This is a genomic window from Arthrobacter sp. MSA 4-2 (assembly GCF_016405885.1).
Taxonomy (GTDB): Bacteria; Actinomycetota; Actinomycetes; order Actinomycetales; family Micrococcaceae; genus Arthrobacter_D.
Genome location: NZ_JAEKGC010000008.1, coordinates 113744 through 126375 on the forward strand (window position 1 = coordinate 113744; position 12632 = coordinate 126375).

11 protein-coding genes are annotated in these 12632 nt (G+C 64.6%); 4 read left to right on the plus strand and 7 right to left on the minus strand.

The genetic code is table 11. The features are described from left to right. Positions 1-53: 53 nt before the first annotated feature. From I6N91_RS10720 to I6N91_RS10740, 5 genes are all read right to left on the minus strand, one after another. Complete coding sequence (locus I6N91_RS10720; RefSeq protein WP_198812541.1) at positions 54-896, minus strand: alpha/beta fold hydrolase; 843 nt, start codon at positions 894-896, stop codon at positions 54-56. Beyond that, positions 893-1735 carry an MBL fold metallo-hydrolase gene (locus I6N91_RS10725; RefSeq protein WP_198812542.1) on the minus strand — a complete coding sequence of 281 codons (843 nt, stop codon included), beginning with the start codon at positions 1733-1735 and terminating at the stop codon, positions 893-895. Before I6N91_RS10725 ends, I6N91_RS10720 begins: the two co-directional genes overlap by 4 nt. A gap of 15 nt (positions 1736-1750) precedes the next feature. Continuing rightward, positions 1751-2590: an alpha/beta hydrolase gene (locus I6N91_RS10730; protein ID WP_198812543.1), complete on the minus strand. Its 840-nt coding sequence runs from the start codon at positions 2588-2590 to the stop codon at positions 1751-1753. A gap of 23 nt (positions 2591-2613) precedes the next feature. After that, entirely contained in the window at positions 2614-3441 is an 828-nt protein-coding gene (locus I6N91_RS10735) for an alpha/beta fold hydrolase (protein ID WP_198812544.1), read from the minus strand. 256 nt (positions 3442-3697) lie between these two features. Further along, positions 3698-6463, minus strand: coding sequence for a LuxR family transcriptional regulator (locus I6N91_RS10740; protein ID WP_198812545.1), 2766 nt, complete (start codon positions 6461-6463; stop codon positions 3698-3700). A 1039-nt stretch (positions 6464-7502) separates the two neighbouring features. On the opposite strand from I6N91_RS10740, the gene I6N91_RS10745 reads away from it, so the two are divergent. The 4 genes from I6N91_RS10745 to I6N91_RS10760 all read left to right on the plus strand — a co-directional run bounded on the left by I6N91_RS10745 (position 7503) and on the right by I6N91_RS10760 (position 10131). Beyond that, a complete protein-coding gene (locus tag I6N91_RS10745; protein WP_198812546.1) occupies positions 7503-8135 on the plus strand; it encodes an SDR family oxidoreductase in 633 nt (210 codons plus the stop codon). A 64-nt stretch (positions 8136-8199) separates the two neighbouring features. Beyond that, entirely contained in the window at positions 8200-8346 is a 147-nt protein-coding gene (locus I6N91_RS10750) for a MarR family transcriptional regulator (protein WP_198812547.1), read from the plus strand. A 152-nt stretch (positions 8347-8498) separates the two neighbouring features. Further along, positions 8499-8846, plus strand: coding sequence for a YciI family protein (locus tag I6N91_RS10755; protein WP_133404625.1), 348 nt, complete (start codon positions 8499-8501; stop codon positions 8844-8846). Positions 8847-8862: 16 nt separating this feature from the next. Beyond that, entirely contained in the window at positions 8863-10131 is a 1269-nt protein-coding gene (locus I6N91_RS10760; RefSeq protein WP_198812548.1) for a sigma-70 family RNA polymerase sigma factor, read from the plus strand. Between the two features lie 202 nt (positions 10132-10333). Here I6N91_RS10760 and I6N91_RS10765 read toward each other — a convergent pair whose 3' ends face one another. After that, complete coding sequence (locus I6N91_RS10765; RefSeq protein WP_198812549.1) at positions 10334-10576, minus strand: hypothetical protein; 243 nt, start codon at positions 10574-10576, stop codon at positions 10334-10336. A gap of 631 nt (positions 10577-11207) precedes the next feature. Further along, positions 11208-12620 (minus strand): UDP-glucose/GDP-mannose dehydrogenase family protein, encoded by a 1413-nt coding sequence (locus I6N91_RS10770; protein ID WP_198812550.1) that lies wholly within the window; start codon positions 12618-12620, stop codon positions 11208-11210. Positions 12621-12632: the final 12 nt, after the last annotated feature.

Genomic DNA, 12632 nt, shown 5'->3' on the forward strand with positions numbered 1-12632 from the left:
GTTTGGCTGGACGGCTGGGGCGACTGTGCAGCCCCAGCCGTCCTCGTGTTGCGTCAATGGGTTCCGTCGATGGCCCGGTCGATCAGGTCGACTACCTTGGACGGACGGGACATCATGGGCACATGGGAGCTCTTGACCTCCACAGTGGTGGCGCCGGCCCGATCTGCCATCACCCGTTGCGCCTCCAGGGGGATGATGTTGTCATTGCGGGCGACCATGTACCAGGAGGGAATTTCCTTCCAGGCGGGCGCGCCCGAGGGCGTGACGAGTGAGGCCAGGGCGCCGGGCCGCTGGCTGACGCCCATGAAGTCGGTGACCTGCGCGGGGAGATCCTGGGCGAACAGGCGGGCGAAGTGGGCCGGGTCGATGTAGGCGTCGGCGTCGCCTTCCTGGGCGCCGGGGAAGGGCCGGATCACCAGGTGGTTGGTAACTTCCGTCTGGCCGCCGCCAAGGGTGTTCGCGGCCTGTACCGTCTCCTTCCCGTCCAGTGCGTAGGCGGCAACGTAGACCAGGGCTTCGACGTTCGGATTCCCGGTGGCGGCGTTGGTTATCACCGTGCCGCCGTAGGAATGTCCGATGAGCACGACGGGCCCTTTCATGGTGGCCAGGTAGCTTTGCAGGTAGGCGCTGTCGTACTGGATCCCGCGCAGCGGATTGGAAACGGCGTGCACCGGGTATCCCGCGTTCAGGTAGCGGCCGGCTACTTCCGCCCATCCTGAGGAGTCGGCGAAGGCCCCATGAACGAAGACGAGGGTGGGTTTTTGCTCATCGTGGCCCGAGGTGGCGGGCAGGGAAGCGGCTGCGGGTGCGGCGATGACGGCCGCCGCGATGATTGCGGCCAGGAGTGACCGGAGGCTGAGCCACCGTTTGATGCGGTGGAGGACGGGCGTGATCATGGTGATCTTCCTTCGGGGCTGGTTCCGGTGGTGGCGGGCCGGGTTGATCTGAGCGGGATGGGGACGGAGCGGCCGGGGGGCAGCCAGAGGACCTCCGTAACCCCATCGGGTGCGACCCGGAGATGTTTGAGGGCGAGATCGCGGCCTTCGCTGAAGTGGCTCCAGCCTTCGTAGTGGACTGGTATCGCCACCTGGGGGCGGATGAGTTTGAGCAGCCGGGCCCCCTCTCTGGCGTTCATGGTGTACCTGACCGGTCCGGTAATCCCGAACCGGACAGCGCCCAGGTGCAGCAGCGCGACGTCGATCTCGAACCGCCGCGCGACGTCCTTGAGGCCGCGGTAGAGGACGGAGTCCCCCGACATCCAAAGGGCGATGGTGTCCGCCCCGGGGCGCTGGAGTGCGAAACCGAGAGTCTGGCCCACGACAGGCAGGCTAAGGGCGGGCCCGTGACGGCCCGGGGTGGCGATGATGCGAAGCGGTGAGATACCGGGATTGCGCAGCGTCATCTGCTCCCAGGGGCGAAGCCCATGGGTATTGGGCAATGCCAACCGTTTCGCACCACTTCTGGTGGTCAATACCGTTGGCACGGACGGGAGCATCTGGCGTCCGAGGCTGTCCAGGTTGTCCGCGTGGTGATCGTGTGAGAGCAGAACCGCGTCGACCGGCCCGAGGTCGGCGGGCTGCAGCGCCGGGCGGCCGGTTTTCACCGATGACGTGCCGAGTCCAAAGCGGTACCGGCGGCCCGGATCATCAAAGGTCGGATCGGTGAGGATCCTCCACCCGTCCAGTTCGATCAGGGCCGTCGGTCCGCCGATGTGGGTGATCCGGAGCTGTTCCACACTCCCGGGACCTGACTATTGGTGGTGTTGGGTGTCACGGGCGGCCGCATGCTGCAGCGACCAGGTGAGGGCGTAGTCCGCGACTTCTTCCCAGCCCTCCTGGCTGACGATGCGGTGGGTGCGTCCCGGGAACTCGACGCGTTCGACGACCGACGGTCCCTGCGCGTATTTTTTGAGCGCCGCTTTTTGGATCGCCGGCGGGGCAACGTGATCGATGCCGCCGGAGATGAGCAGGAGCGGGGCCCGGTCCGGCTTGCGGAAGTCGACTTTGGTGATGCCGGTCTTCTGCTTTGGCAGGGAGAGCACGCCTTCGAAGAAGACCCGGTTCACGGAGTTGATGGCGCTTAATTCCCACTCCCTGTCGGATTCGGCTCGGCTGAGGTCGTTTCCGAAGGTGTAGTGGAAGTGGCGTTTGGTGAACCGGCTGGCCTTATTAATCCGGAACGGATTCGACAGGATCGGCAGGCCGGTTCGCAGCGTCGAGAACGGCAAAGCGAGCACCCCTGCGGGCTGTCCGGGTTCGACTCCGACCCCGGCGATCCCAAGTCCGCGGTCAAGGAGCATCTGAACGAAGATTCCGCCGAAGGAGTGGCCGATGATGATCGGTTGCTCGGGCATAGCCCGGATGATCCGGTCATAATGGTCGACGATCTCTTTGATGCCGACGCCTTCAAGGGCACTGGGGTCGTAGCGGACGCTGTCCGGGGACCGGTCATCGACACCCGGCCAGCCCGGAACGATGACCTCATGGCCGAGACCGCGGAATCTTGCGGCCCAGGTGGCCCAGCTGGACGGGGTCATCCATAGTCCATGGATAAGGACGATCGGTGGTTTGGGTTCAGTCGGCAGGTTCATTTCGGGTGCCTTTCACTGCGGGCTCAAGAACGGATGAAGTCGAGGAGGTCACGAGAGAGGCGTTCCATTTCGGTGTCGGGCAGCGCATGACCGGCGTTGTCATAGACCTTTAGGTCGGCGCCGGAGATGAGCTTCGCGGAGCGCTGGCCGCCGACCTCGAACGGAACGATCTGGTCGTCGTCGCCGTGAATGACGAGGGTGGGCACGTTGATCTTGGCCAGGTCCTCGCGGAAGTCGGTTGCCGAGAAGGCTGCGATGCATTCAAACGCGGCGCGGTGGCCCGAGGCCATTCCCTGCAGCCAAAAGGCGTCCCGTATGCCCTGCGGGACGTCGCCGCGCCGGTTGTGACCGAAGAACGGGCCGTCGGCCAAGTCCCGGTACAGCTGGGAGCGGGACGCGCGTTCCCCTGCCCGGATATTGTCGAACACCTCCACCGGCAGGCCTTCGGGATTGTCATCGGTCCGCACCATGAGCGGAGGAACTGCTGAAACGAGCACGAGCTTCGCGACCCGTGCCGGGCCGTGCCGGCCCACATAGTGGGCAACCTCCCCTCCACCGGTGGAGTGGCCCACGAGAGTGACGCCGTTGAGGTCGAGCGAGTCCAGTACCACGGCAAGGTCGTCGGCGTAGGTGTCCATTTCATTGCCGGCCCAGGTCTGCGTCGAACGGCCGTGCCCGCGGCGGTCATGGGCAATGACGCGGCATCCGTTTTCGGCGAGGAAGAGGGCCTGGCTGTCCCAGGCATCGGCGTTCAACGGCCAGCCGTGGCTGAGCAGGACGGGGGTTCCATCGGCCGGTCCCCAGTCCTTGTAGAAGATCTGCGTTCCATCTTCGGTGGTCACGTAGCTCATGGAGATGTTTCCTTCAGTTCGGCGCCAGCAGGGTCCCTTCCGAAGATCCCACGGCGAGGGAACAACGCGCATCGCGTGCGGTGCACAGTCCGAAGACGCACGTCGCGCTTCGGGGCTACAGGCTTGGACTGACCAGCTGCCCACTTACTGCGCGGCACCCTACGCGATTGTGGCAGGAGCACTACGAACCCATCCAGGCCTGAAGTGGTGGCGGTGTTCTCTGAGGCCGCGGCGGTCCGCAACCAGGCGGCGCAGCTCAGCCGAGGTTGATTTTGTGAAGCTGCCTCCGGGAAGTCACACCGAGCTTTCGAAACACCTTCCGCAGGTGGTAGTCCACGGTGTGGGAGCTCAGGAACAGTTCGGCCCCGATGTCGGCGTTGGTGTTGCCCGCTGCAGCAAGTCTTGCAACGGACAGCTCCTGCGGCGTAAGTGTCGCAGCGAGGGTCTGTTTGTTGTGCCCGAGTGTTTCTCCGAGAGCGGCAAGTTCCCGGCGCGCCCGTGCCGACCAACCCAGCGCGCCAAGCCGTTGGAATATCTCAAACGCATTGAATAGGTGAGCGGCGGCTTCGGTCCGGCGGCGCCGGCGGCGAAGCCATTCCCCGTACAGCAGATGTGTGCGCGCGGCATCCATTTCCAGAGCGGGCCCGGTAAGCAATTCCAGGGCGCGTTCGAAGTGCGGGGCGGGTGTGTCCTCGTCGAGATGGGTCATGCTTCGTTCTTCAAGCCCTTCCGCCCACCTACTCCTGGAGTGGTGGCTCTCCTCCCGCAAGCGCAGAAGGAGAAGGTTCGCCGATTTATGATCGCCGGCGCGTGCCGCACATTCAATAAGGTCAGGCAGGTACAAGGCTCCGGTGAAGAACGGGTCATCATGCCTGATTTGGCGGCCGGCGATCCACGCTTCGACATAGCGGCTTTCCGCTGCGCGGAGCAGAAGGGTCCCGACGAGGCGGGAGGCACCGCTTAAGCCATATCCGAAAGTTCGTGCCTCGGCGGAGACCTCGTCCTCCCTGGTAATTGATTCATCGTCGAGCCATCCCCGGAGTACCGGCAGGGACGTGACCATGTCGGCCCACACCTTCGGAAGTCCCATGAAAGAGATAATTTCCGCTGCGCTGTTGAGACGCTCGCTGCCCTCACGGATCCTGCCTTGCCGCATATTGAGGTACGCGCCGAGGAGAAGGATGCGGCAAAGGACAAGGGTGGCGCCGAGGTTTCGTGCAGCGTGTTCCGCGCGCTGAAGAACCGCTTCGCTTGATTCCGGGTCCCGAAGAAGGCACGCGGCATATGCAACGGAAATGAAGGACTGCAGGATGTCCTCGTCGGGAATTCCAGGTGCTGATGCCTGCTCGATTGTCGCGCGGACGAGGGAGGCCGCCGCCGCAGGCCCGTCAAGGACGAGGGTGCTCAAAGCGATGAGGGCCTGAGTGGGCAGATCGCTACCCGGGGCCATTTCGCAGATTCGACGCGCTTCCTCGGCAACCTCCCGGGAGGACGTCCCCTGCACCATCTCGTCGGCCTGAACCAGCGCCCAGTAAGCGCTGGCAATGGCCTGTTTGGCCCGCGCCGGGGCGGTGGAACGGAAGAGCCGGGCCGCAACCAACAGTCGTTGAGGGCGATGCGCGTAGATAGGACCCGGCACGGGCGCAAGAGTGTCCAGATCGCAGCTGGCCATGAAGAGCCGCCCTCGAGCCAAATCGTCGAGTCCCTCGGGCTCCAATGCCCCGAGCAGCGCTCCTGCCTGCGCAGGTGCGCCTGCCGCGATTGCCGATTCCGCGGCAGCCAGAAGGCGCAGGTTCTTGACTGTTTGGGCGGAAGTGAGGGCCGCTGAACGAACGAGCAGGTTCGTTCGAGTCATATAGCCGCCGCGCTTCATTGCCATATCCGCTGCTTCCTCAAGCTTGTCTGCAACCTCATCGTCCGGTCCGATGGTGGCCGCCGCCCGGTGCGTCACCCACCTGTAGGTATCACCCCGCCGCTCGGCTGCGTGCGCGAGTTGCAGGTGCATGGCTCGGATGTCATGGCTGGGCGAACCGTTGTATATGGCTGAACGCACGAGCGGATGGCGGAACGTCACGGTCGAATTGACGCGAACCAGACCGGCCAGTTCTGCTGCGCGTGAAGCATTATCCCGGAGACCCAAGGCATCGCTGGCAGCTGTGATCGCCTCAAGGTCCCCCTCTGGCTCGGTGGCTGCTGCCAGCAGCCACATCTGTGTCTCCTGCGGCAGCTGGCGGCCCTGCCTGAGGTAATGCGCTTCCAGGTGCTTCCCCAGCGGTACCGGCTCGGGAAGAAGATCCTCACCGCGGAGCTGGCGTTCCGTGAGGTCCGTAAGCAGATCCACCAGGGCGAGTGGGTTGCCCCCTGTCGCGTCGACGATCTGGTCAGCGACACGCGGGTCCAGTGTCTGTGGGGATGAGGTCTCGAGCAGCGTCAAGGCGTCGGCGTGGCTGAGGCCCGCGAGGGTCCGTGCGGGGAGGTCGTCCAAAGGAGTTGGCTCCGCGTCATTGCTCCGGACGGCAAACAACAGCACGAGCCGTTCGGCCAGGATGCGCCGCGCTACGAAGGCGAATGCGTCCAGTGACTCGCGATCCACCCACTGCCCATCGTCAATAAAGCATACGAAGGGGGCTTCATCCGAGACTCGCGCAAGGAGATTCAACAACCCAAGGCCGACCAAGGATTTGGAGGCTGGAGGGCCGCTTGCCAGCCCGCACGCTACGAGGAGCGCTGCGCGCTGGGCTTCAGTGAGGTCATCAAGGGCCGCCCGGTGGGCCAGGATCATTCTCTGGAGCGCAGCATACGGAAGGTCAGCTTCTGCTTCGACCCCGGCTATCAGCTTCATCGGGAGCTGTGGATGCTCGGCCAGGACTGAGGATATGAGGAAGGTTTTGCCGACACCGGCGTCTCCACGTAGGACCCCGGCTGCTCCGTGGCCTTCAACCGCTGCCCTGAGAAGACCAGTGAGCCAGGCTTTGTCGGCGGATCGTCCAATAAGGCTGATCGGCGGCTCCAGCCTGTCCATCAAGCCCCAATTCCAGCGCGAGGAGATTGTCGTTTGAGAGAACGATAGCCAATGTCACCGACTCGGGAGGGAAAGTTACTGCCACATTTCGGCCTACGGCGCAGATTCGCTCAGAGAGGTGCAGGCAGTGGGCTCGAAGGTACAAAGGGACCCCGCAGCCGTGCGAATCCGGGCGCACAGCGCATATCAAGAGTGCTCCTGCCATAGAGTTCAGCGGCGGCTCGGGCAAATCAACAGCAGCAGAATTCGAGAGCGAAGCAAGTTGGGAACGTAGGTGCCAAAGTACTCCGCGGCCTCGACACTCGTGCCGTGCCGCAGGAGCAAGGGCAGGGGAGGACGGGGGCTGACCGAGGCTCGTCGGCGTTCGCCGGTGACGACCGATAGCCCCTGGCGGATCGGATGTGAATACGCCCGGTTCGACAAGCTCGCTTCGTCCTGGAAAGAAGTGCCGCACCCTGTCCATACGGGGTGTGGCTCGTCGGGGAGGCCTTCGGCGGGGAGAAACGGAGGTGTGGACAGTGTCCACACTTCGAGCCTCGGACTGGGCCGTACCGGTGCCGGACTGGATCGGATCCGAGATGTTTTCGGGGGAGTGGCGGATTTCCGGGGCCTGGAGTCCGGTTCAAGTCCTACTTCGGGCACATGTTTCCACTAGTCAGAGGACGTTCTGCTCTCGGACTGTGGACAGCCGGCCCAGTTTTGCAGTCCGGGTGCCGGGTCTGGTGGCTAGGTTGGGGGTTTGCCGGGGTGGGTGCCGCCTTTCTTGCGCGAAGCCCGGGTTGGGCTTTCTTACTACTTCATGGGGGAGTGGGGGTGTAGCTATATCACTGTCGTGAGGTTTTTGGCTGGCTATCCTCCTTGCCCTTAGCCCCCGTCATATGGCCACAGCTGCAGCGTGCTCCGTCCGGTCAGGAGTGATGAGAGCCCAGGGCAAGGATCGCCGGGTCTTGGGGTGTGAGGTCCCAGTTGCCGATCGGTCAGCGGGAATGAGGCGGCGGGTACTCCGGCCGAGCCGATGTTCAGCCCCTAAAGTGTCGCCATGGTGACGATCGCATTGTTCGGTGGGACGGGAAGAACCGGACATCGGGTGCTGGCCCGCGCGCTGGCCGCGGGCTACGAGGTGCGGGCGTTGGTGCGTGACCCGGGCCCGCTCACGGTGTCATCGCCGGCGCCGACCGTCATCGGCGGGGATGTGTTGGACCCGCGGGCGGTTGGAGATACGGTGGCCGGGTCCGATGTCGTCCTCAGCCTGTTCGGCCAGGTGAAGGGTTCTCCGCCGGCGCTTCAAACGGACGGCACGCGCAATATTGTTGATGCGATGAAGCGGCATGGCGTGGGGCGAATCGTGACCCTGTCCGGCGGTGGGCTGTCAGCGCCTTTGGACCGGCCAAAGCTCCCGGACCGGATCATCCGGTTCTTACTCAGGAAGTTTTCCGGCCCTGTCCTCGCCGATGCAGAAGGTCACCTTGAGGTGCTCGAGGCTTCAGGGTTGGAGTGGACGGTGGTACGTGGCCCGAGACTGACGGAGAAACCAGGCAGCCAGTCCTACCGGGTGGGATGGGTCGGAGTTGACGCGTCGACGCAGATCAGCCGGGATGATCTGGCCGACTTCATCCTCACCCAGGCCGAGGACCGTACGTATGTCCGACAGATGCCGTTTGTGAGCACGTGAGCACGCACGGCCTCACCCCCCCCCCGGGCGGGAACGTCAGGTCAGCACGATCCTGGACAGGATTGTGCGTCTCTCCCGGGCGATGGCCGGCCCACGGTCCGCGCCCTTTGGGGGGACGGCGCTCACCCGGACCCAATTAGACATCCTGTTCCTGCTCGCCCGCGCCGGCGGGACCGTCACTCCAGGGGAGCTCGCAGAGGCCCAGGAGTAGTCGCAGGGCCGTGGCCTATTGGGCAGTCGGTCACTGGGAGATTCGTGACGTGATCTCACAAATGCTCGAATCACTGTCGATGTGGCCGGACCCCGCGTGTCGTATAAGTAGAGGGGTCGAGAATCGATCCCCGATGACCGAGAGGAACAGCTATGTCCCAGTACATGATCCTGATCTACGAAACCGAGACCTCGTACGCCGAGGCGCCGTCCGGGCTGATGGAGGAGATCATGCGCGAGCACGAGGCCTTCGCCAGCGGCGTGCCTGCGCTGGGCGCCAGCATGGTTTCCGCAGCGTGGCTGCACCCGACCACAACGGCCACCAGCGTCCGCGGCGGGTCCGAGGTGACCGATGGCCCGTTCGTCGAGACCAAGGAGGCCCTGGGCGGCTACTACCTTATCGACGCCCCGGATCTGGACACGGCACTGGCCGTCGCCAAGACCGTCCCGGCCCGCTTCGGCGGCGTCGAGGTCCGGCCCGTCATCGACTTCGGCAGCTGAGCCCGGGCCGGACGGGATGACCGGTCAGGACACGTCCAGCGTTTCGGCCGCCGTCGCCGACGCGCACCGCCGCGAGTGGGCCTTCGTGCTCGCAGCGACGGTGCGCGTCACCCGCGACCTCGACCTCGCCGAGGAGTGCGTGCAGGACGCCTTCGCCTCCGCGCTCACGGACTGGCGCCGCACCGGTGTGCCCTCCCGCCCAGGGGCCTGGCTGACCACCGTGGCCCGACGCCGGGCGCTTAACGTGCTGCGCCACCGGCAGGTCGAGGCCAGGTATCTTCCCCTGCTGGTCGAGGACGAGGCCGAACCCGGTCCCGAAGACACCGTCGACGGCGGTGAGGCGGCATCGATCCCTGATGACCGGTTGCGTCTGGTGGTGACATGCTGCCATCCGGCGCTGGACCGTGCCGCCCAGGTCGCCCTGACGCTGCGGCTGCTGTGCGGCATGTCCACTGCCGAAGTGGGGCGGGCCTTCCTGGTGAGCGAGGCGGCGATGGCCGCGCGCATCACCCGGGCGAAGAAGAAAATCGCCGTTGCCCGTATCCCTTACCGGGTGCCTTCGGTAGCTGATCTGCCGGGCAGGGTCGACGCCGTGCTCCTGGTGATACACAGCCTCTTCACCACCGGTCATACCGCCCCTGCCGGGGACGAACTGGTACGCCGCGACCTCGTGGAACGATCATTCGAGCTGTGCCGCTTGCTGCGCAGGCTGTTGCCGCGCGATCCCTCCGTGGCAGGCCTGCTGGCCCTGCTCCTGCTCACCGATGCGCGCCGCGACACCCGCACGACACCTGAGGGACGCCTGCTGCTGCTGGAGGAGCAGGACCGGATGCGCTGGGACCGCGCCGCCATCGCCGAGGGCGTGATCCTTGTCCGGGAGGCGTTGGGTGCCCGGCCGCCGTCGCGGTACGCGCTGCAAGCAGCGATCGCGGCCGTGCACGCGGAGTCGCCCAGTTGGCAGGAGACCAACTGGCGGGAGGTACTCGCCCTGTACGACGTGCTCGTGCGGCTGTGGCCCTCTCCGGTAGTGGCGCTCAACCGGGCCGTGGCCGTCGGATTCGCACTCGGTCCTGCTGCCGGCCTGGCCGCCCTCGATGCCCTCTCCGGGGAACCGCAACTCGCCGGATACGGCTACCTGCCCGCCGCGCGGGCGGATATGCTCCGGCGGCTCGGGCGAACCGGTGAGGCGCGCCTGGCCTATACCGAGGCGCTGCTGCTGACCGAAAATAGCGTCGAGCGTGCCTTCCTCGAGAACCGGCTGCACATGGTGGTGGAGGACGGGTGACACCGGATGCCTGCCCCCTATGACTTCGGAGGTGGCAGGCATGGAATGAGTAAAAGCAGCCCAACGGTCGATAAAGACCAAGCTTCCTCTACGTTCTTAATGGTGGAGATTGTGCATACGTGCTCATTCCGCCTCGCAGGCGGCCAAGTGGTGGCTCCATCGCTGATGATGGTCGTCTGACCGACAGGGATCAAACGAATTCCTACTGGGGTTCCTCGGGTCCTGGAAGAACTCCCGCCCAAGTAGCTCCACCCTTGTCTGGAAGGACGGCCTCCTTCATGGCGGAATCGCCGTAAACGCCACCTGATTCATAGTAGGAATTCAGGTCAGGGACATTCGGGTTGAATGGTGTGTACAGGCCGAGACCGAGTGCCACGACCTGCCCGTCAACGAGTTTGCCCTCGAACGAGTTGGCGACCCTGTAGTCCATTGATGCGACGTTCACGATCCGGGGATAGCTGGGATAAGCGGCGCTGATCGCAGCAGGTGAGCCATTTCCTCCGATGCGTGCTCGGCTAGACCGCCCACCGCCTCGTTTAGGATCCGTGCGTTCTCCACTGTGGTCGCTTGGTCGGCTGTCGCATCCGGTTCCGCGACGGAGCTGATCGCTTTGAACAGCGGGCCGTCGTCGTTGGTGCCCACGAGCTGTGTGCACGTCGTTTGCTCAGATACTTGGAATGCGGTTGCAGTCTCTTCAGTGGTCGTCGACGGTGCCGGTGTCGGGGTCTGAGAGTGGGCGATCGAGTCATTTGCTCGAAGACCCGTCAATAACCCCTGAATGCGAGTCTTTCATGAAGAATATTCTCCACGTTTCGTGGCCATAAGGACGAGAAGCACCTGCGCGGCTTCGCGGTGGGCTCCTGCCGGAATTTTAGGGTAGTTTCGGCCGCGGTGACCGTACGCGTCCGCTGGCGCAATAGTCTGGGTCCAGTCGGCTTCCCTTGGAACCACCATCACCTGCAAATCGACTGGTGCGCGCGCGGCCTAAGTGATACCGCCTGCCGTTAGGAATTGGTTGCGTCGGAAGAGTCGGGCGGAGGTGGTCCATACCGGCATTTCCGCATCGACGTGCTGGATCAGATCACGACTGTGGGTGTCTCGTCCCGCGCATCGGAGGCCAGCTCAACCGTAGCGGCCTGGGCGGGTCGGCCAAGTGCCCGGTACTGCCAGCCCTTGGAGGTGTAGTCGTTTGCGTTCAGCGCGTGGCGTCCATCGAGGATGCGGCGGTGGCTGACGAGGGCACCGAGCGTGTCTGGGTCCGCGTTGCGGAACTCGGACCATTCCGTGAGTAGTGCGACGACGTCCGCCCCGTCCACGGCCTGCGCCATGGAGTCCACGTAGTTGAGGTCGGGGTAGGCGCGGTGTGCGTTCTTGTTGGCCTCGGGATCGTATACCGAGACTACCGCGCCCTCAAGGTACAGCAGACGGGCAACGTCGAGTGCGGGCGCGTCGCGTACGTCGTCTGAATTGGGTTTGAATGCGGCGCCGAGAGCGGCGACTCGAACCCCGGTGAGGTCTCCGCCTACCAGCTCGCGGATCAGGTCCACCGTGCGCACGCGACGGCGGTTATTGATCGAGTCGACCTCGCCGAGGAAACTCACGGCCTGCCCGACGCCGAGCTCCTCCGCACGGTACTTGAAGGCGCGGATGTCCTTCGGTAGGCATCCGCCGCCGAACCCGAGACCCGGCTTTAAGAAGCGGCCGCCGATGCGATCGTCCAGGCTCAGCGCCTTTGCGAGGTGGTTGACGTCCGCGCCGGTGGCTTCACAGATCTCGGCCATCGCGTTGATGAAGGAGATCTTTGTGGCGAGGAAGGAATTCGCGGCGACCTTCACCAGCTCGGACGTAGCGAGATCCGCGACGATAACCGGGCTGTCGAGGTCCAGGATGGGTTTGAAGACCCGACGAAGCTGCTCCTCGGCCCACGGGGAGCTGACACCGAAGACGAGGCGGTCCGGGTAGAGAGTGTCCTGTACGGCGAAGCCTTCGCGTAGGAATTCCGGGTTCCACGCGAGTTCGAGCTCCGTTCCGAGCGGGGACATGGCCTGCACCATCGAGGTGATGCGGGAAGCCGTGCCGATGGGAACGGTGGACTTGCCGACAAGCAGGGCTTTGCGGTTGATCCGGGTGGCGAGGGCCGTAAAGGCCGCGTCGACGTAGGTGAGGTCAGCTGCGAATGAGTCCGATGCCTGGGGGGTGCCGACGCAGACGAAATGGACGTCACCGAAGGCTGCCGCCTCATCGAAATCGGTGGTGAAGCGCAGGCGTCCGGAGGCGAGGGCTTCCCCGAGCTTCTCGGGCAGTCCCGGCTCGAAAAAGGGCACCTTACCGGAGGAGAGCAGATCGATCTTGCGCCGGTCCACATCGACGCCGAGGACATCGAAACCCATGATGGCCATACAGACGGCGTGGGTGGCACCGAGGTAGCCGGTGCCGATGACCGTCACCTTGGGTGGTAGCTGGTTCGTGGTGTCGTGGGCAATGCTCATCGTGAGTCCTCT